The following is a 21037-nucleotide window of genomic DNA, read 5'->3' on the forward strand; positions in this document are numbered from 1 at the left end:
TATATGAAAACAACGCTATTGCTGGGAACCCGCAAAGGGTTCATCGCCTATGAATACAGGCATGGTGCCTGGCAATCGGCCAACCTTTCTTTCGAGGGCCAACCCGTATCCATCGCGTATGCCGATCCTCGTAATGGCACCTGGTGGGCGGCATTGGACCATGGACATTGGGGTGTAAAACTCCACCGATCCAGAGATCGGGGCCGCAACTGGCAAGAGGTGGCCGCACCCGCCTATCCGGAAGGAGCCGAAGTAAAAGATGGTCAGCCCGCTTCCACACGCTATATCTGGTCGATGGCACATGGCGGCATACAATACCCCTCCCGTTTGTGGGCAGGTACCGATCCCGGCGGACTTTTCGTGAGCGAAGACGAAGGAAATAGTTTTGAGTTGGTAACATCATTGTGGGATCACCCCTCCCGCAAAGAGTTTTGGATGGGCGGAGGACGCGACCTGCCTGGCATACATTCCATTGTCGTGGACCCACGCAACGAAAATCATGTTCATATCGGCATCAGTTGTGCCGGTGTATTCGAAACGACCGATGCCGGCAAAACCTGGAACGTGCGCAACCATGGACTGCGCGCTAACTTTCTGCCAGACCCCAGCACGGATGTAGGGCATGATCCGCACATACTGGTGGCCGCTCCGGGCAACCCCGATCATCTCTGGCAACAAAATCATTGTGGTATCTTTCGTTCTGTCAATGGAGCCCGGCAATGGGAAGATGTAGGACAACCCGGTGGCCCGGCCTGGTTCGGTTTTGCCATTGCAGTAGCCGACGACAATCCATTGCAAGCCTGGGTAGCACCCGCCAACAGCGATGAAACACGTACGGCCATAAATGGAGCCTTATGTATTTGCCGTACGGATGATGGGGGGCGATCCTGGCAGGAGCAACGCCATGGACTTCCTCAATCCAACTGCTTCGACATCGTATACCGCCATGCCCTAACTAGTTCCGGCCATGGTGTTGCCTTTGGCACTACCACCGGCAATCTCTTCTTTTCCCCAGACAAAGGCGAACACTGGCAGGTGGTCAACAATTACCTGCCCATGATCCATTCTGTACAATTCGCCGATTGACTGGTCTTCCTGAGAATGAAGAGGCCCCTGTATACACCAGGGGCCGTCTTACTTTCAAATATAAACACGCGCTCATTTAATCAATGTTTGCGGGCTTCTTCCCCTTCCGCTAACAAGTTCAAATTTCCTGGCAAAGGACAGAACATGCTGCCAATAGTTGCTTCTAATTACTATACCTCATTACAATGGGAGAAAGGAACCCTATGTCAAAAACACAGGTATTGAGTGTATGACAACTATTGAATAGATAATAAATACGGCTCTATTTCGTACGCAAGAAGGAGCTGACCACGTTGATGAAGACAACAAATATAATAGCATCACACACACTCTACCAAATAATCGCCTATATTTGTCTATATTTTTAGTGGACTACTAAACTCGTGGCTATGTTGCGTAAATACACCCGTCTATTATTGCTCACGGCCTGGATCATTCCAGCGGCCTGGTCTGTAACTGCTGATCGAACCATTTCAGGCACCATTGTTACTGCCGATGACAATACACCGGTAGAAGGTGTACAGGTTGCCGTAAAAGGAACCAACCGTACTTCCGGCACGCAGGCCGATGGCGTATTCTACATACCTGTGAAGGAGAAAGATTCTGTGCTCACGTTCACGCATTCGGATTACGAGCAACAGGATGTCAAATTAACCAGCTCCAATGATTACACGATCACCATGCGGCATAAAAAACAATAAACAAAGGGCATAAAAAATCCCTGCTGCGACCATACAGCAAGGATTCACTTATAAGGAGGCTATTACTTCTTTTTATCGATATTGTAAGTTACCATTTTTTTGATCTTCCCGTTCTCCATCTGATATACATCGCAATAGTCCATATGGTACTCTTTACCTGTCTTGTCATTGCGGCACAGCACTTCCCCTGTAATAGCCGCCTCCTCGCCCTGCAAGATAAAATGAGTGCGGGTAGATCTGACTAATTTCATATCCGCATTGTCCGTAAAGAATTTACGCAGCGCATCCTTCCCATCAATCGTCATATCCCCGATCATATCCCAATGCATATCATCAGTAACATAGCTTAAAATGGCCTCGGTATCATTCCTGTCGAATGCGCCCAGGAATCCATTCAAAATTTGTTTATTGTCCATAGCAAAACGGTTTCGTTAAAGTGTGTTCAACAAAGCTAACAATCCCGTGCCAGCCTGGCCGGGTACCTACCTGACAAATCGCAGGGGGTATTGCGACAATTCAGTATATTGTAGTTACTTGAAAACAACATCCTAGTCCTGCCCTACCGTTCAATAACCAACACGATCGCATGGACCAATTCTTCCACATCCGGATGCTCATGAGCATTATCGTCAGTCTCAGCGTGGCGACACTCCTGAAAGGGGTTGCCAAACTAATCGAGCACCCCACCAAAGTAAAACTCTATTGGGTGCACCTATCCTGGGTATTGTATATATTCCTAACGCTCATCGATTTCTGGTGGTGGGAAATCAGGTTGAAAGGCGTTAAAGAATGGAGCTTTCAATCTTACCTGTTCATTATCTGTTATGTGGTCGTATTTTATATCATCTGCTCGCTGCTCTTCCCCGACGACATGAAGGAGTACGATGGCTACAAGGGATATTACTATTCCCGCAAAAAATGGATCTTCTCCTTTCTGGGCATCTCCTTTCTGTTCGACGTGGGCGATACCTTTCTCAAAGGCGTCGAATACTATCAGTCGTTGGGCACCGAATACCTGGTGCGGATCATGGTGCATGTGCTCCTATGCCTGGTGGCCATCCGGTCGCGCAATGAAAAGGTACATGCAGCCCTGGTGATCTTCTTCCTCTTGTACAACCTGATCTGGTTTATCCGGAAATACCAGGTACTGTAGACGGCAGTTTTCTTTAATGAACAATAGACAAAACAGGCAGCACTCCACCACCACGTTGTCAGTCAGCTTGCCTGGCCGCTGTATTTCGCTTTACCTTTTGCACGGTCTCTGTAGCAGTAGCAGCAGGCTGGTACAAAAGCTTGCGCTCCAACTGCAGTTTATCATTGAGAAACTTGTGCTTCATCTCAAATTCGTTGATCAACTCGCTCCATTTCTTCACATAGATCTTGTACTGTCCGGTCCGGAATGCCAGCGATGGCTCACCATGCGGCCGGGCGTTGTCCAGCGCCGCTTCGATCTCTCCTTTGCTGTTGAAGTCGGTACCTACCAGGTAAAAAGTCCAGGTCATATTGGCGCCATTGAACTGCGCTTCATTCATGATCACGTTCATGTACTTCTTGACCTGCGCCAGTTCCTGCTCGCCCAGTTTCAAGGCCGGATGCTTCAGCTCCACCACGATATTCCTGATCTCATTGGTCAGTACATCCTGCCGGCACAGAAAGATATCCATCTCCCGGTACTTGTCTTCGTGCTGCACTGGTTTGGCGGGTTGCTCACCACGTAACAGGTGTATGTGCCGGCGCAGGGCTTCATCAAATTTCGGCTCAGCTGCCGTCACCAGGTGATACTGCTCCCCAAAGATCCAGTAATGTGCTTCGATCAACTGTTGCAGATGATCCCGTTCATTCGCTTTTAGCTCTTTGCGCACGAGGAGGTCCCGCAGGCCATCGATCGTCTTATAACGGTCTTCGATCATCCGGATCGTGTGATTGATTCGCGACAGGCGCGTTACTTTGATCAACTCCGACATCTGCTGCCGCTCTTCGGTCGATAACTCCACCACCCCCTCCAGAATGGCGAACAGCCGGTCGCGCTCTTCACTATCGAGCAACAGGTTGAGCAGGCGAACAAAGGTTTTTTTCTGCTCGATATTGAGGTTCAGGAACAACTTGGGTTGTATCTCGTAAAGCCCGCGCACCAGGTTCTCCAACTCTGCCTTACGCATGCCATCCCAGCTGTTTGCCGCAAAGGTGGGAAACACCTTATCTGCTTCGTATTGCTGTATCAAAACATCGGTATATTGCTTCAGGTAGGGCTTGCGTTTATCCTGCAGGTAATTGTTGAGCCACTTGTGCAGAAAACGGAATACCGCATCCATCCGGTTGCCGCCGATCAGGGTCAACTGGTTTTCACCGATACCGCCTTTAAAACGGAACTGGTCGAAATAGGGGCTCTTGATATAGACACTGTGAAAGAAATGGTCGCCTTTGTTGTTGAGCGAGGTAAATTCCTTGAACCGCTCCGTATGATCCGATCCGATATAATAATACTTGGAGAACTCCTTGTTGATCTTTTCATTCCACCGCACATACTGTACCTCAAAGGCATTTCCGGTATCATCATGATTCAACATGAAGTGGGCAGTATCGCCGATGATCGCCGAGTAATCCAGCGGCTGACCGTTGATCAGCAAGGCATGCCCGCTGTCTTTGTTGAGCTCCAGGTACCAGCCGAATTCCAGGCAGAGAAAGGGGATCAGCTCATCCTGGAGCCGCGCCTCGATGATATCGGGCAGGATGTTGTGAAAGGTAACCGTAGTGCCGGTCGGTTTCTTTACCTCCCGTATACCAGAGTCAGGACTTTCGTAGCGGTTGATCGATCCAAACTTGATGTTGATAAAATATTCGTAGTGTTTTTTCTTCTCCCCATACACAGTTCGCCAGGTAGCTTCAGCAGCAAACTTAAAGAAGGTCAGTCGCCCCACCCCGTTTTTGCCGTGCACGGCAGAAGTGTTTTTGGGGGACTCTATCTCGATGGCCTTTTGAGAATCGAAAAAGGGAGAAAACTTCTCCGACAATTTAGCGCGGTCGATACCATACCCATTATCCGACACTTCAATCTTCGCTACAAAACCGAGGGCATTGGCTTCATAATCCAGCCTAACCGTCGTTGCCCGCGCATCGAAGCCATTCCAGATGTATTCTGCAATCGCCTGCTTATAATCGAATTTGCTCAGTACCCGCTGAATCCCCTTCCCCGTGATCTCGATATTCGCCATAACTGACCGTTAATATATTTAGTTAAAAGTACGCATTTATACTAAATAAATTAGCATTGTCAAGCATAAAAAATGTCCAGATTCTCCGACCGTAGTATTGACCTGTTCATCAAGGATCAACAAATAAGCATTGTGCAAATTTGAATGCCGCTTCGTCATTTTACCGTATTTCCCTTTGTTGAACGCTGGTTTTTGGGGTTTACGGGAAAATCTTTGCTACTGGTTGGTAACCAGCCTGCTATAAGCCGAACACTTTTCTACTACTCCTACCGGGGTGGTACTCAATCATAGGGGAAATCGACGTTTTCGAGTTGTAACGCAATCAGGGAGCAGCCCCCTACAGCGTCGGGCAGGCTATGCCTGCATCGCGTACAGGATAATATTCAAGCCAAACTTCGTGTTGTCTTCAGCCATGAAACGCTTGTTGCGGAAATCATAATCCCATTCGCAACCATAATCTTTGTTGCTGTACAAAACTCCGATGCGTCCGTTGATCTCAACGGCTTTCAGGTAGTCATGGATCAGGTCATCGCCCCAGCCATTGAGTTCGAAAGAAGTTGGGGGAGGCCCTTTTTCGAAGGTGAAAAAGGAGCGGTATAGCTCGTGGTTATTGGGGATCTTCCTGAGCGCCTGTTGCCCAAACGTCGTAGCCATCTGGTTCTCGAAAGATTTGGCAAACAGCCCATCGATATCGTGGTTGCAGTCGTCTACAAAAACAAATCCACCATTCTGCACGTATTTTTTGAAATTGGCTTGCTCCCGTGCATTGAACTGTACCAGTTTGTGGCCACTGAGGTAGCAGAAAGGTGCGGAAAAAATATCCTCACTATCCAAGGCCACCACACGCTCCTGCGGATTTACAGGAATGGTAGTGTACTCGATCAATGAGTTCAATAAATTTACCGGCATGCGCTGGTCCGTATCCCAGTCGCCGGAATGGTAGCTGATGCGGGTAAATGTAAACTTGTTGCCGTGCCTCATAGTTTGAATCCTTAATGCAGTTCCTGCAGCTACCAGTTACCACTGGTGTCGGATGCAAGGAAGCGAATTACCGGAATAAAATTGACATTAAAATTGAAATATTTTAAACTCGGCGAAAGAAAAAGAAATGATTTGACGTCAAAATTCCCGAACTTCCGTCGCTACGGAGTAAAAAAGCACCTATCAATTAAACCTTCATAGACGCCATTGCTGACCCATTGAAAGACACTTAACCAAAACTACTATTGACGTTGGTACTGACAGAATCAAAAGTTGGCGACCTGCTTAAAAAGGTTTCCCTACTCAAACAGGAAATTCAGAAAGTGATCGTAGGACAGGATGAGGTCCTGGAAGAAATACTGGTAGCCTTGCTCGCCGGTGGCCACTGTCTGCTGGAAGGCGTTCCCGGCCTGGCCAAAACACTCATGGTTCGCACCATGTCGCAGGCACTCCACCTCAGTTTCCGCCGCATACAGTTTACGCCCGACCTGATGCCCTCCGACATCGTTGGCACAGAGATTCTCGAAGAGGACCTGGTAACCGGTAAACGTTCGTTCATCTTTACCAAAGGTCCCATCTTCGCCAATATACTACTGGCCGACGAGATCAATCGTACACCTCCCAAAACACAATCGGCCCTGCTGGAAGCCATGCAGGAATTTGAAGTGACCTATGCCGGTAAAACCTACCACCTCGATCGTCCCTTCTTTATCCTGGCTACGCAAAACCCGATCGAACAGGCAGGCACCTATCCCCTGCCTGAAGCACAGCTCGATCGCTTCCTGCTGTATGTGAAGATCGGTTACCCATCCGAACAGGAAGAGATCCGCATTCTCAGTAATACCACCGGTTCAAAGAAAAATAAAGTAGAAGCCATTGTCAGCGGCGAAGAGATCATTCAGCTGCAGAACATGGTACGGGATGTTACCATCAGTGATGACCTGACAGCCTGGGCTGGCAAGATCGTTCGTGCGACCCGGCCAGATACCACTACTGCCGACTATGTAAAAGAATGGGTACGCTGGGGCGCCGGTCCACGTGCGGGGCAGGCATTGATCCTTACCGCCAAAGCGAGAGCCCTGTTGCACGGACGATACGCCGTTACACCAGCCGATATCCAGGCCATGGCCTACCCCGTACTGCGCCACCGCATATTGATGAACTTCAAAGCCGATGCAGAAAGAGTTACTTCGGATATGGTCACTGCCAACCTGTTGAAAGTGATCGAAAGACCCAAAGCCCTCTAGGGGCTACCCCGTTTCAGGTATACAGCCATGCAATACAAAGGCCCTGCCTACACAGGGCATCACCTGTAATGAATAGTATACAATGGCATTAGCCGACCCAAACATATTGCTGTCTTTAAGGAACCTCGCGCTGGCGGCTAAAACCACCATCGACGGGTTCATGACGGGCGCCAACAAAAGCACCATCAAGGGAAGCGGTATGGAGTTCAGCCAATACCGTAGTTATATGCCGGGCGACGATCTGCGTTGGATGGATTGGAAGATGTATGCCCGCAGTGACCGGTATTACATCCGTGAATCGGAGTCGGAGACCAATATCAGCGTGCGCCTGCTGGTCGATGCTTCCGCTTCGATGGAGCACCGTGATGGATCATTCAGCAAGATGGAGTATGCCCGTTACCTCGCTGCCAGTCTGGCCTACCTCGCCAATATGCAAGGCGATGCGGTGGGCTTGTACGTAATGCGGGAAGATGGCATTTTTTCGCTGGCCGCCCGACAGGGTTTTCAAAACCTCAACCGCTTGTTCTATCAACTGGAGCAAGCCGGACCTGCCGGCAAGTTTACCGAGTCGGTTTATTACAAAGACATTTATGCCGGCGGCCGCACGCGCGAGCTGCTGATCTTTGTTACGGATATGTACCAGCAGGATAACGAGATCTATCAACTCCTCGACCTGCTGGGTGCCCTGCGCCACGAGATCATCGTATTGCACCTCATGGCGCGCAATGAAATGGAGTTGAATTACCCTGGCTATACCACGCTGGAAGACCTGGAAACGGGCCAAACCATCAAAGTAGACACCGCTGCCGTGAAAAAGGAATACGACACCAAACTTGCCGCCCATCTGGACGGCATTAAAAAAGAACTGATAGGTCGACATATCGATTACCGGTTGATGATCACAGACCAACCGATAGACCAGGCGTTGAGAGATTACCTGAGGGCGAGGGGCAGACACCGATAATCATGGGGAGTGGCAATTGGAAGCCTTCAGGGGGTTTCCTCGTTGCCTTGATGCCTGGTTGCCTCGTATAAAAACATGAGAGAAACGTGCTACAATTATTGAATCCCATAGGACTCCTGGCCGCCACCGCGGTGCTGATACCGGTATTGGTACACCTTTGGCGTGAACGTATCGGCAAAACCTTGCGCATCGGCAGCATCCGGCTGCTGGCGAATAGCAACCGCACCCAATCCAATAGCCTGCGCATCTACAACTGGCCACTATTTCTCTTACGTTGTTTGCTGGTGTTGCTGCTGGCGCTGTTGTTGGCAAAACCCGTTTGGCAACAACAACCCAAAGCGGGTGTTCAGCAAGGATGGATACTGATACCCCAGTCAGAAAGGCGCCTCGCTTATACGCAATACAAAACTACTATCGACTCCTTGCTGGCTGCCAAATGGGAGCTGCATGACCTGGGAACAGGATTCAGGACATTCAATATTTCCGAACCGATCGCGCCGCCCAGTCAATCGGAATATAAAGGCGCCGGCTCACCCCGTATTTACCTGGCCGGCGAAACGGAAACAGCTGCTATCTCTACCTGGTCGCTGATGAAGGAACTCGATAGCCGCTTACCTGCCGGCTATGCCGTACAGGTATTCACGAGTAATCGCCTGGCACAATACGAGGGCACCCGACCGGCCACCAGCCTATCGTTGCGCTGGCACAGCTACCTGCCCGCGGATTCTTCCATCACGACGAATATGGCTGCCTGGATCGGCCCCAAACAGGCTATAAAGACCCTGGTGCAAACAGCCACCCCTGCCGCCCTGCAGTATGCCGTAACGACGGCCAACACCCTCCCGCAAGACATCGAAGTCGATACAGCGTTGTACCGTATAGCCATTTATCCCGGCGCCAACACTGCCGATGCTCGTTACCTCAAGGCAGCTCTGCAAGCGATCGGCGACGTCAGTGAACTACGCTTTGATATTTCAACCCTTTCGACAGGCCAGCTACCTGCGGCACCACAACAGCTGATCATTCAACTGAATGCCACACCTGCCCTGCCACTTGATGCACTTAGCCCGGGAGGAAAACTATTGAAGTACGATACCGGCAAGCTGGTCAGTCACGCGAGCTGGCAGCAAGCCGATGGCCTGGTATCCCTCGGTACAAGCATGCAGCGAACGTATAGCTATATACCCGGTCAACAGGTAGGCAGACCGTTATGGACGTTGGCCAATGGACAACCGTTGCTCACGGTACAGGACACAGCCGGCAAACAGGTGTTCCGCTTCAAAGCACAATTTAATCCGGCTGCCGGCGACCTGGTATGGTCTGGTGATTTTGCACAACAGCTATTACCCCTGGTACTCGCCACACCTGCTACCACGAGCGACAACGATATCCGTAGTATCGACGACCGACAGGCGATGCCCACTACCAGCACCACTCCACGTCCACTCAACAGGGCGGATATGACAACCAATAACGCCAATGACCAAACTGATCTTTCCACGCTTATTGGAATGCTCGTGATACTCACGTTGGCGGCAGAACGGCTATTGGTTTACCGTCAACAAAACAAACTCCACCATGCCTGAACAACAAAGCCTACCTACGCTACAGGCCCTTACAGACAGGTGGACCCGTAATAACCGCGCAGGCGCCCTGCTGACTGCAATCGCCGCTGCATTGCCCGTCGCCGCGTTGGCTTATTTCGTGGCCAACCTGCCCCTCTGGGGGGCTGCGCTTTCGGCCCTCGTTGTCGCCATCGTCGTTTTGTACAGCAAGCGACCACGCACCCTTACCACCAGCGATATCTCCAGTTACCTCAACCATACCTATCCCGAATTGGAGGAAAGCACACAATTGCTATTGGTGCCCACGCCATCCCTCAACCTCCTGCAGCAACTGCAGGTAACTAAAATAACACCGGTACTGGAAGCGCTGCCTGCGCCGCCAGCCGTCGTAAAGCCGGTTACCAAAGGTTTTTGGAAGCTATTCGCAGGCGTACTCATCAGCATCACGATCATTGCAGGCTCCATGGCATTTGCCCATCAGCGCACGCCCTCAGAGGATGAGGAAGCATCGACAGCTCCGGTCATCACTGAAAAAATATTACCCGGCATCAGCGGCTTTAGCGTACACATTACCCCGCCCGCTTATACCCATCGCGCTGCCCGGCAACAACAGCAGTTCACAGTGAAAGCAGAAACCGGCAGCCTGGTGCAATGGACGATCCATACCAATCAACCCTTGCACCAGGTACAACTCGTCTTCAACGCCAAAGACACCCTCCTGCTACAACCTGCTGCAGGAGATAGCACACAATGGGCACTTCAAAAAGACCTACAGGAAACGGGCTTCTACCAGGTAGTACTGGCCGGACAGGCTTCGCAGTTATACACGCTGGAGGCTATACCCGATCAGCCGGTAGACATCCATATTCTCACGCCCAAACAATACAGTGTGATAGAGCCCGGCCGTGCTGCCGTCAGTAATTTGTCGGTGCAGCTCTCCGACGATTATGGTATCCGTCAGGCAGGTATTGTGGCCACCAAAGCCAGTGGTAAAGGAGAAAGTGTCTCCTTCCAGGAGCAACAGCTCTCCTTCAATACGCCGGTGGAAGGCCAACAACAAATTACCCTGCACAAAACACTCGACCTGCATGCCCTCGGCCTGAAGGCTGGTGATGAACTCTATTTCTACATCAAAGCCCTGGACAATCACGGGCAGGAAAGCCGGTCTGATATGTATTTCATCAGTCTGCCCGATACCGCAGAACTGCTCAGCATGTCGGGTATGGAATCCGGTATCAGCCAGGTACCCGAATATTTCAGAAGCCAACGGCAGATCATCATCGATATCGAGAAATTGTTAAAAGAACAACCTGCTATACCGGCCGACAGCTTCAAACAACGCAGCAATATCCTTGGCGACGATCAAAAACTGCTACGCCTGCGTTATGGCAAGTTTGTAGGTGAAGAATGGGAAAGTGGTGGTCATACTCCCGGTGATGGGCACGATCACGACGGGGAACACGCCGGTGAAGAACATGGCGAAGAAAAACACGCCGAGCAAACGGTGCCCATCGGTGACATCAAAGCCATCGAAGACCAGTATGCCCACAAACACGACAATGCAGAAGACGCCTCATACCTGGAGCCCGCACAAAAAGCACAACTAAAACTAATCCTGAATGAAATGTGGAGCAGCGAGCTGAAGCTGCGCACCTACTATCCACGCGAAGCGCTGCCCTATGCCTACAAAGCCCTGCGCATGCTCAAAGACATGCAACAAAAGTCCAGGGCGTATGTCAGCAAAACCTCGGTCAAAATGCCGCCCCTCAAACCAGAAAAAAGACTCACGGGAGAGTTGGACAAGATTGGCACCCCGACAGCGAGCAAACAAGCACCGCAGGTCGATGAACGCGCTATCAAACTAGCGCAGGCACTCACCCAACTCGAAGCGCTGAAGCACGGTCAATACGATGCTGCGTTGTTACTGCCCGCGCTGACCCATGCCACACAACTGATCGGCGAGCAGGCCGTCAAAGCGCCTGCTGATTACCTGGCTGCGCTCAATGCCCTCCGTACCATTCGTGAGGGGCCCGACAAGGCCAGCAAAGCCCTCATTACCAAAGCACAGGCCGCTTTACAACGCTTGCAGGCAACACCGGCCGTGTTACCGCAACAGGCGGGCAAGGGTGCTGCCGGAAGCCTGACCGATGCTTATTACAAACACCTGAAAGCAAACAGCCGTTGATCATCACGCTTATCATATTACTATCCCTACTCGCCGCTTTTCTCATTTGGAAAGAAGTGAAGCGACCAGCACGGCAGCACCGTGGCTTGCGCATCGTCAGTAGCCTGGTCGCCTTAGCTGCTCTGGCAGCCCTGCTTTTTCCGCCCATGTATACCGTGACCGCAAACAGCAACGACGGACAACCACTTCTGCTGCTGACGACGGGATACGATCGGAAAAACCTTCCGTCAACTGCCCGGCAGCAGGCCTATACGACAGACCCTACCCTTTCCAACCGCGAGATCGCCTATATCCCCAACCTACCAGGCTATCTCGAAGCGCACCCAGGCATTACAACGATTCAATTATACGGAAACGGTCTTGAACCCGCCTTGCTGCATCAGCTCAGCGAAAGGCAAATCGCCATTACTTATCAGGTCCCCGTTACTCCGGCTGGTTTTGTGGCCGCAGGATGGCCACGCCAGTTGCGCAAAGGCGAATGGCTGGAAGTGCAGGGACAATACCACAACAATACCCGTGATAGTGTACGGATCGTACTGACGGGCGTCGGCACACGGTTCGATTCGGTGACCCTTCCGCCATCAACCACGCAACCATTCCATCTTCGGTGCAAACCGCAACACCTGGGTCAAACCCTGTATCAACTGGAAGCCTCCACCACCAGCCAGGTATTGGCCACGGAAAAACTACCTGTGATCATTGCCGCAGCCAGTCCACTGCAGGTGTTGGTACTGAATTCATCACCTGACTTCGACAACAAGTTCCTGGCCGCCTGGCTGCACGATCACCAATACCAGGTGGCTGTTCGCAGTACGGTAAGCCAAAACAAATACAGTAAACAATTTCTCAATCAACCGGCGACGGGCTTACAATCCATCACGCCGGCATTGCTACAACCACTCGATGTAGTCATCGCCGACGCGGGTGCCCTGGCAGCCATTACACCCGGTGAAAAAAATGCTATTCGTGCGCAGGTACAGCAAGGTATGGGTATCATCCTCCAGGTCGACAGTACCGACGGAAAAGACCCGATGACCGCCGGCCTGCAGGTCAGGAAACAACCAGGGGCCACCGTACCGGCGAAAACGCTGGTAGTGCCAACCGGCCAACAAGTGACTGCCCCCTTACAGCCGGCGCAATGGCTATCCATCGACCAGCAACCGTTGGTGCAACCATTGGTCCTTGATGAGCAGGGGCACCTGGTCGCAGCCGCTACGCTGTACGGGGCCGGCAAACTGGTACTCAATACGATCGCCCCTACCTATAGCTGGGTGCTCGGCGGGCACCAGGCCGACTACGCCCGTTTCTGGACGGCTTTATTGCAAAAAGCGGCTCGCCGCTCTTCTTCGGCGGCTACCTTTCAACAGGTCACCGCGCTGCCAACCGTAGGGCAGCCCGTTCAGCTCACGATCGAGAAAAACACGCCAGGACTGCCGGCATTGCAAACACCCGATGGCAGCATTGCCCTGGCACAACATCCCTGGCTGCTCCACCAGTTTACAGGTACCTGGTGGCCGTTGCAGGCAGGCTGGCAGCCCCTGCGCCAGGAGCAAGACAGTACCCGCCTGTATGTGTTTGGCGCCACCGACTGGGCTGCTGCAAAAGCCTTTACGTCCATCAACAACAATCAACAATACAGCGCAGTAACCAGCCGCGAACCGGCGTCTAAGCGGGAACCGGTCAGCCGGCAGCAATTACCCGTACCGCCGGTCATATTCTTGCTGGTTTTCTTGTCTTGTTGTAGTTATTTGTGGTGGGAGGAAAAAAAGGCCCGGGCAACGGCCTGATCACCCAAAGCGGGCATGGCCCGAGATAAACAGTAGATTTAGAACACGATATAAATCATCCTTTTTTTGAACCATTAAAACTGCGGAGGAATCTACATTGAAACGGAAAGACTTTATCAAGTACACGGGGCTGAGCCTTGGATCGCTCATGCTCCCCGGCATGTCCGCCTTCTCGCGCGACATCGATCCGGCCGAAGCCCTGCAGGGCGTTGACGCTGCTGTAAAGCGTGAACTGGCCGATGTAGCCTTGAATGCTGCAAAATCCAAAGGAGCTGCCTACGCCGATGTACGCATTGGTCGTTACCTGCGCCAGTTTGTTGCCACGCGCGACAAGCGGGTACAGGGTGTTGCCAATACCGAGAACTATGGTGTCGGTATCCGCGTACTCGTCAACGGCGCCTGGGGTTTTGCTGCTACCCACACCGTCACCAAAGACGCGATCGCCAAATGTGCCGAGCAGGCCGTGGCAGTAGCGAAAGCGAATGCCAAACTGCAGGGGGAACCCGTGCAACTCGCCCCCCAGAAAGGATATGGCGAGGTGAACTGGAAATGTCCCATCGAGATCAATGCCTTTGAGGTGCCCATCAAGGAAAAAGTCGATCTCCTGCTCCAGGTGAACGACATCGCCATCACCAATGGCGCCAGCTTCGTGACGGCCATGATCTCTGCAGTGAACGAACAGAAATATTTTGCGTCTACCGACGGCTCCTATATCGACCAGGACATCCACCGCATCTATCCCACGTTCAACGTGACCAAGATCGATCGTGCGGCTGGTAAGTTCATGCAACGCAACGCCTTCAGTGCCCCCATGGGCATGGGCTACGAATACATGCACGCACGTCCGCAAGACAAGATCCAGGGCATCGTTACCCGTTACAAAGACCGCTACGATATCCTGGAAGACGTCAAGAACGCGACCAAAGACGTAGATGACAAACTGAAAGCAAAATCAGTAGAGCCCGGCAAATACGATGTGATCCTCGATCCTTCGCACCTGTGGCTCACTATCCACGAATCGGTTGGTCACCCCACCGAACTGGACCGCGTACTCGGCTACGAAGCCAACTATGCCGGTACCAGCTTCCTCACCCTCGACAAATGGCAGTCGAAGAAATTCAACTTCGGCAACAAGAACGTCAACATCGTAGCCGACAAATTACAAAAAGGCTCACTGGGCGCTGTAGGTTGGGATGATGAAGGCGTAAAATGTAAAGAGTGGGACCTGATCAAGGATGGCGTACTCGTCAATTACCAGGCGATCCGCGACCAGGCACATATCATCGGCCTCAAAGAATCACAAGGTTGCTGTTACTCGCAGGGATGGGACGACATCCAGTTCCAGCGTATGCCCAACGTATCGCTGCGCCCCGGCAAGCAAAAGCTGAGTGTAGACGACATGATCAAAAATGTAGAGAAAGGTATCTATATCCTGGGAGATGGCTCCTACTCTATCGACCAGCAGCGCTACAACTTCCAGTTTGGCGGACAAACCTTTTATGAGATCACCAACGGTAAGATCACCGGCATGCTCAACGACGTAGCCTACCAGTCCAATACCCAGGAGTTCTGGAATTCCTGCGCAGCCATCTGCGACGAAAGCGACTACCGCCTCGGTGGTTCGTTCAACGACGGTAAAGGACAACCTGGTCAAAGCAGCGCTGTATCGCACGGTAGCTCTACCACCCGGTTCAATGGCGTCAACGTGATCAATACCGGTCGTAAGATTGGATAAGAAGTCACCAAGGCATCGAGGCAAAGAGTAAGCCCGCATCGATGCAGAAACACATTTTCAAACAGTATTTAAAGCACAATAAAAAACATGGCTATTTTAAGTAAAGACGATACCCAGGCCATTCTGAAAAAGGTATTGAGTTTCGCGAAAGCCGACGAAACAGAAGTGAGCCTCGGTGGTTCACAAAGCGGCAATATCCGCACAGCCCGCAATGCGGTATCTACAGCAGGTGAAGTAAGTAACCTGAGCCTGGGCGTAAGCTCTTCCTTCGGAAAAAGAACTGGCAACGCCAGCATCAACGAGTTTGATGACGCTTCGCTCGAAAAGGTCGTACGCCGCGCAGAAGAGCTGGCACGCCTGGCTCCCGAGAATCCTGAATACATGCCACTCCTCGGCCCCTCCAATTTTGCAGAATCCATTGGCTACAATGAGAAGACCGCTGCCATGACGCCCGACACCCGCGCTGAAATGGTTGCCAAGAGTCTGAAAGTAGCCAAAGACAATAAGTTGGAAGCAGCAGGCTTCCTGCAGAACAGTGCCGGTTTCCGCGCTGTCATGAATTCCAAAGGGCTGTTTGCCTACAACAAGAGTACCGATGTAGCCTTCTCCGTTACTGTACGGAACCAGGAAGGCACGGGCTCTGGTTATGTAGATCACAGCTACAACGATGTCGGCAAACTCGACACACTCGCGCTTACGAAGATCGCTGCCAACAAAGCCACCAGCTCGGTGGGTGCCAAAGCGATCGAACCAGGCCGTTATACCGTGATCCTCGAGCCACTGGCAGCCAGCGATATGCTCGGCGGCATCATCCGTGGATTCGATCTGCGTACTGCCGACGAAGGCCGCAGCTTCATGAGCAAGAAGGGAGGTGGTACCCGTCTCGGTGAACAACTCTTCGATGAAAAAGTAAATATCTGGAGCGATCCACTCAACCCCGAGTTGCCCGGCTCTACCTGGAGTGGAGATGGCATGCCTGTAGGGAAAACAACCTGGGTAGAGAATGGCGTGGTCAAGAACCTGGCGGTGAGCCGTTACTGGGCGCAGAAAAAAGGCGTTCAGCCCCTCTCCGGTCCTGGTGGTGGACGTTTTGGCGGTGGCGGTATGATCATGGCCGGTGGCACCGCATCCATCGAAGAAATGATCAAGAATACGGAAAAAGGCATCCTCGTGACCCGCTTCTGGTATATCCGCATGGTCGACCAGCAAACACTGGTGCAAACGGGCCTCACGCGCGACGGAACTTTCTTCATCGAGAACGGTCAGATCAAGTTCCCCATCAAGAACTTCCGTTTCAATGAAAGCCCGATCATCATGCTCAACAATGTGGAAGAACTGGGTAAGCCCGTACGTAGCGGCTCCTCCATCCTGCCACCGATGAAGATCCGGGATTTCACGTTCACGTCACTCTCCGACGCTATCTAAGCAAATTATACCTGGTTGCGGTAAACGGCAGGCCCGGCCTTTCGGTTACCGCAACCTTTATTAAAACTACCAGCGTTGAAAAGAAGAAACTTTATTGGACTCGCCGGCATGGGCGCCGCAGGTGCCCTGCTACAGGGATTCCCGGTTCTGGGCCGCACCATTGAAGAAGCGGAATTCCTGGTACAACGTGCCGATGCTGCCGCTAAAAAACGCATGGCAGATATTGCCCTGCAGGCAGCCCGCAGCAAAGGCGCCACCTATACCGACGTACGCATCGGTCGCTACCTTAACCAGGCAGTCATTACACGCGACAACCGCGTACAGAACGTGGCCAATACCGAAAGCTACGGCATCGGCATCCGCGTGATCGCCAACGGTAGCTGGGGTTTTGCTGCGACCGAAAAACTCGACAACGACAGCATTGCGAAAACAGCCGCTCTTGCCGTCGCCATTGCCAAAGGGAATTCGAAACTCATCATCGAGTCCGTGCAACTGGCGCCACAAAAAGGGCTGGGTGAAGTAAGCTGGAAAACACCCATCGAAAAGAATGGCTTTGAGATACCGGTAAAGGAAAAGGTCGACCTGCTGCTGAGTGTAAACGATGCAGCCCTGAAAGGCGGCGCCAACTTTATCAATGCTTCGATCTTCATGATCAACGAGCAAAAGTATTTCGCCAGCTCCGACGGCTCTTATATCGATCAGGATGTACACCGCATCTGGCCCTCCTTCACGGTTACAAAGACCGATAAGGCGAGTGGCAAGTTCCAGACCCGTGATGCGCTGAGTGCTCCCATGGGCATGGGATACGAGTATATGTATGCCGGTCCGGAGCACAAGGTCAACAATGGTCCGCTTACCTTGTACAAAGGACGCTATGATATGTTGGAAGACGTGAAAGCGGCTACCCAACACGTACACGAGAAAATCACCGCCAGAAGTGTAGAACCTGGCAAGTACGATCTGGTACTAGACCCTACGCACCTTGGCCTCACTATTCACGAAGCGACGGGTCACCCTACCGAACTGGACCGTGTTCTGGGCTATGAAGCCAACTATGCAGGTACCAGTTTCCTGACCCTCGACAAATGGAAATCGAAAAACTTCAACTACGGCAGTAAGCTCGTCAACGTGCAGGCCGATAAACTGCAACCAGGTTCGCTTGGCGCTGTTGGTTACGACGACGAAGGCGTACCCAGCGGACAGTGGGACATCATCAAGGATGGCATCCTGGTCAATTACCAAACCATTCGCGACCAGGCTCATATCCTGGGCCTCAAAGCTTCGCAGGGTTGTTGCTATGCCGATAGCTGGGATAGTGTGCAATTCCAGCGCATGCCCAACGTATCGCTGATGCCCAACAAGAACAAGCGCAGCGTACAAGACATCATCAAGAGTGTGAAGAAAGGTATCTACATCGTAGGCCGGGGCTCCTACTCCATCGATCAGCAACGCTACAACTTCCAGTTTGGCGGTCAGCTGTTCTATGAGATCAAAGACGGACAGATCGTCGGCATGCTCAACGATGTAGCCTATCAGTCCAATACCCAGGAGTTCTGGAATTCGATGACAGATATCGCCGACCAGAGCGACTATCGCCTCTTCGGCACCTTCAACGATGGGAAAGGACAACCTTCGCAGTCAAGCGCTGTATCACATGGCTCTTCAACCGCCAAGTTTGAAGGCGTCAATGTGATTAATACTGGTCGTAAGATTGGGTAGAGGAAGGCATCGAGGTATAGAGGCAACAAGGAAGACAAAATAGTCTACCATAAACAGCAAAACAGGATGGCTTACCTCCATCCTGTTTGCTTTTTTGCCTGCCTAAACTAAAATGCCTGACCCTTACAACTAAATTTTCTTCAACCAGTCTAATATATAATCAGCGTCTTCTTTCCAGGTAGATTGTCCCAGTACATAGTGGTTGCGTCCTTTGAACTCTTTGTATTCGAGTATAGAACCATTTTGCTTGTACGCCTTGTAATTGCGGTAATTCAAATGCGCGGGAATGATATTGTCTTCGCTACCCGATGTAATCAGCAACGGCACATGAGGTTTCTTCCAATCGAGCTTGGCCATCGATGACAGACCACCACGGGCTACCGTCTTCGACTCCGGAATCGTATTGGCCTCCCAGGTAGCTTTTTGCTCTTCGAGCGGCATACCATTGACAAAAGCATATTGCCAGTCCTTCAGCGACATGAGGTAGGTCTTGTTTAGCGAGGTAAACAATCCCAGCGATTTCCAGCCAGCTTTCAGGAAAGAGAATTCGTAAGGGAACACACCCAATGGTGGCACCGGGTGAATGGCTACACCAGCCGCCGCATAGCCCCGGTTCACCAGGATCTGTGTCATCATACCACCCAGCGAGTGGCCAATGATGATGGGTTTCTCCCGGAAACTTTGCGCATGTTTGGCATAGGAGTCGATCACTTCAGCGAGGGTAAGCCGCGCCAGTTTGGTGTCATTGGGCTGACGGTTGCGCAGTTCTGCTGCAGTAGCACCATCCTTATAGGGCCAGGAGGGCGCGATACAGTTGTAGCCTTTACTTTCAAAGTATTTGACCCAGTCGTCCCAGCCCTTGTGAATAACGAAGGCGCCGGTAACGAACATGACTGATTTTGAATTGATGGTAGACATAAGCTGGTTGGTTTGTAGCCCAAAAGTACAGTTACCCACCAACCCCTTCAATTGACAAATAAGGGGAAAACTTGTACATTTTCCTGTCTTATGCAGGCATACCCCTGCCTTATTCAATTAATCCCCTGGTATCCAAATCATACGGAATGCGTCCGGGCAGCAGCCCCCAATTCGCCCCGCTGGATCGATCTCACAATAGCAGGCAAAAAAATGGCCCCGTGCAGACGCACGCGGCCTTGCTTACTAAAACTGCTATTATTGGATCCTGACAGACGTAACGACGTCATTCGCAGTCGGCGACAGCGCCGTGAAATTAGCGTTGTTGGCCGTCAGGGTCCAGGACGTACCCGTCCAATTGTTGTTTGTATACATAATGACCGTCCACCCGGCAGGCACCTGGAGTGAAGAAGCCCAGTTGTCGACAAACCCATAGGCCTGCAACTGTGCCAGCGTATAATTGCCCTTCGGGATACTGCTGGTAGCAGTGCCCCCGTAATTGATGTGCTGGTAAAACTTCACGCCCGTAGTTCCCGTACCGCCGTTGTACACGGTGGGCTGACTGTACAGCACATTGGAAATATTACTGAGGTAGCCACTCACATCATTGTTGGGCAGGTTGTAGGTGAGGTAGATACCGTAGTTGTTGTTCTTCGTTTGCGTGGCCAGGGAGGCAGCGGTGGAAGAACTGGTCGATGTGATGTTGACGGCAGCTGGTCCCAGGTTGGCGGCCGTGAGCCCCGGCACATTGGGCACCGACCAGGTACCGTAAATCGCATTCCAGCTATAGTTCACTTTGGAGCCTACTGTTACGCCGTTGTACGACAAACGCGACGTAGCAGGCCCATAGTAATAAAAGGAAATGATCTTGTTGGGCAGCAGGTTGCGCAAAGCCGTCACCAGGTATACGAAAGAACTGGCATTCGGCTGGCCCGTACCATTGGTGCCGTAGTCTGAATATTCATCATCGAAGTCGATGCCATCGAGCCCATAGGTGTTGACCGCATTGGCCAGCTCCTGGGCAAAAGCCTGTGCGGCGGCCTGGCTGGGGAAATTACAAATGCCTGCCCCCTGATGGTTACCCAAAATGGACAGCAGTACCTTGATGCCTTTCGCTTGCACCGGTTGAATGGTGGTAGCGCGGTTGTTGAGAACGTTCGTTACCTGCGTATTGAAGTGCAGATAAGCCGACTGTGTCGACGTGTTGTAATTGATGTTGGCGGCAAAGATGATCCCGATGTCGAATAGCGGTTGACCCGTCGACAGCGAATACTTGCCCACATTGGCAAAATCATTGCTGTTGACCTCTACATACACCACCGCTTTGGGGCCGGCTACACCGACCGCATTGGTGGCCACTTCTTCATCGTTGCCCGTCACGGCTTCATCGTTGCCAGGCATGTTTTTGTTACAGGAATAAGTTAAGCAAGCCATCGTTAAGAGGACCGATACCGTTAGATTTCTTTTGTTCAGATAGAATAGGTTTACCATAATAAGTGGTTTAATGAATAAAAG

At 51.7% G+C, this 21037-nt stretch carries 16 protein-coding genes; 11 read left to right on the forward strand and 5 right to left on the reverse strand.

Annotation, left to right across the window (positions count from 1 at the left end; genetic code table 11):
- The first annotated feature begins 3 nt into the window (after nucleotides 1-3).
- Complete coding sequence (locus P2W70_RS18570) at nucleotides 4-1086, forward strand: WD40/YVTN/BNR-like repeat-containing protein (protein ID WP_276483007.1); 1083 nt, start codon at nucleotides 4-6, stop codon at nucleotides 1084-1086.
- 389 nt (nucleotides 1087-1475) lie between these two features.
- Nucleotides 1476-1787: a carboxypeptidase-like regulatory domain-containing protein gene (locus P2W70_RS18575; RefSeq protein WP_276483008.1), complete on the forward strand. Its 312-nt coding sequence runs from the start codon at nucleotides 1476-1478 to the stop codon at nucleotides 1785-1787.
- Nucleotides 1788-1849: 62 nt separating this feature from the next.
- Here the strand turns inward: P2W70_RS18575 and P2W70_RS18580 are convergent, their stop codons facing one another.
- Nucleotides 1850-2203 (reverse strand): nuclear transport factor 2 family protein, encoded by a 354-nt coding sequence (locus P2W70_RS18580; protein WP_276483009.1) that lies wholly within the window; start codon nucleotides 2201-2203, stop codon nucleotides 1850-1852.
- Nucleotides 2204-2373: 170 nt separating this feature from the next.
- On the opposite strand from P2W70_RS18580, the gene P2W70_RS18585 reads away from it, so the two are divergent.
- The gene (locus tag P2W70_RS18585; protein WP_276483010.1) at nucleotides 2374-2940 is read left to right on the forward strand and encodes a hypothetical protein; all 567 of its coding nucleotides are present in this window, start codon (nucleotides 2374-2376) and stop codon (nucleotides 2938-2940) included.
- Between the two features lie 58 nt (nucleotides 2941-2998).
- Here the strand turns inward: P2W70_RS18585 and P2W70_RS18590 are convergent, their stop codons facing one another.
- Together P2W70_RS18590 and P2W70_RS18595 are read right to left on the reverse strand one after the other, a co-directional pair.
- On the reverse strand, nucleotides 2999-4999 hold the full coding sequence (locus tag P2W70_RS18590) for an ATP-binding protein (protein WP_276483011.1): 2001 nt from the start codon (nucleotides 4997-4999) through the stop codon (nucleotides 2999-3001).
- Nucleotides 5000-5353: 354 nt separating this feature from the next.
- The gene (locus tag P2W70_RS18595) at nucleotides 5354-5980 is read right to left on the reverse strand and encodes a DUF4159 domain-containing protein (RefSeq protein ID WP_276483012.1); all 627 of its coding nucleotides are present in this window, start codon (nucleotides 5978-5980) and stop codon (nucleotides 5354-5356) included.
- 251 nt (nucleotides 5981-6231) lie between these two features.
- Between P2W70_RS18595 and P2W70_RS18600 the strand changes: the two genes are divergently transcribed.
- From P2W70_RS18600 to P2W70_RS18635, 8 genes are all read left to right on the forward strand, one after another.
- Nucleotides 6232-7227, forward strand: coding sequence for an AAA family ATPase (locus P2W70_RS18600; protein ID WP_276483013.1), 996 nt, complete (start codon nucleotides 6232-6234; stop codon nucleotides 7225-7227).
- Nucleotides 7228-7309: 82 nt separating this feature from the next.
- Nucleotides 7310-8191 (forward strand): DUF58 domain-containing protein, encoded by an 882-nt coding sequence (locus P2W70_RS18605; RefSeq protein WP_276483014.1) that lies wholly within the window; start codon nucleotides 7310-7312, stop codon nucleotides 8189-8191.
- Between the two features lie 86 nt (nucleotides 8192-8277).
- Nucleotides 8278-9777 carry a BatA domain-containing protein gene (locus P2W70_RS18610; protein WP_276483015.1) on the forward strand — a complete coding sequence of 500 codons (1500 nt, stop codon included), beginning with the start codon at nucleotides 8278-8280 and terminating at the stop codon, nucleotides 9775-9777.
- Nucleotides 9770-11941 carry a hypothetical protein gene (locus P2W70_RS18615; protein ID WP_276483016.1) on the forward strand — a complete coding sequence of 724 codons (2172 nt, stop codon included), beginning with the start codon at nucleotides 9770-9772 and terminating at the stop codon, nucleotides 11939-11941. Before P2W70_RS18610 ends, P2W70_RS18615 begins: the two co-directional genes overlap by 8 nt.
- On the forward strand, nucleotides 11938-13728 hold the full coding sequence (locus P2W70_RS18620; RefSeq protein WP_276483017.1) for a hypothetical protein: 1791 nt from the start codon (nucleotides 11938-11940) through the stop codon (nucleotides 13726-13728). Before P2W70_RS18615 ends, P2W70_RS18620 begins: the two co-directional genes overlap by 4 nt.
- Before the next feature lie 97 nt (nucleotides 13729-13825).
- Nucleotides 13826-15463 (forward strand): TldD/PmbA family protein, encoded by a 1638-nt coding sequence (locus P2W70_RS18625; RefSeq protein WP_276483018.1) that lies wholly within the window; start codon nucleotides 13826-13828, stop codon nucleotides 15461-15463.
- An 87-nt stretch (nucleotides 15464-15550) separates the two neighbouring features.
- Nucleotides 15551-16888, forward strand: coding sequence for a TldD/PmbA family protein (locus P2W70_RS18630; RefSeq protein ID WP_276483019.1), 1338 nt, complete (start codon nucleotides 15551-15553; stop codon nucleotides 16886-16888).
- A gap of 75 nt (nucleotides 16889-16963) precedes the next feature.
- The gene (locus tag P2W70_RS18635; protein WP_276483020.1) at nucleotides 16964-18607 is read left to right on the forward strand and encodes a TldD/PmbA family protein; all 1644 of its coding nucleotides are present in this window, start codon (nucleotides 16964-16966) and stop codon (nucleotides 18605-18607) included.
- 129 nt (nucleotides 18608-18736) lie between these two features.
- Here P2W70_RS18635 and P2W70_RS18640 read toward each other — a convergent pair whose 3' ends face one another.
- Together P2W70_RS18640 and P2W70_RS18645 are read right to left on the reverse strand one after the other, a co-directional pair.
- On the reverse strand, nucleotides 18737-19525 hold the full coding sequence (locus P2W70_RS18640; protein WP_276483021.1) for an alpha/beta hydrolase: 789 nt from the start codon (nucleotides 19523-19525) through the stop codon (nucleotides 18737-18739).
- 255 nt (nucleotides 19526-19780) lie between these two features.
- Complete coding sequence (locus P2W70_RS18645; protein WP_276483022.1) at nucleotides 19781-20923, reverse strand: endo-beta-N-acetylglucosaminidase H; 1143 nt, start codon at nucleotides 20921-20923, stop codon at nucleotides 19781-19783.
- Between the last annotated feature and the right edge of the window lie 114 nt (nucleotides 20924-21037).

It is taken from the genome of Paraflavitalea pollutisoli, from assembly GCF_029360705.1.
GTDB lineage: Bacteria > Bacteroidota > Bacteroidia > Chitinophagales > Chitinophagaceae > Paraflavitalea > Paraflavitalea pollutisoli.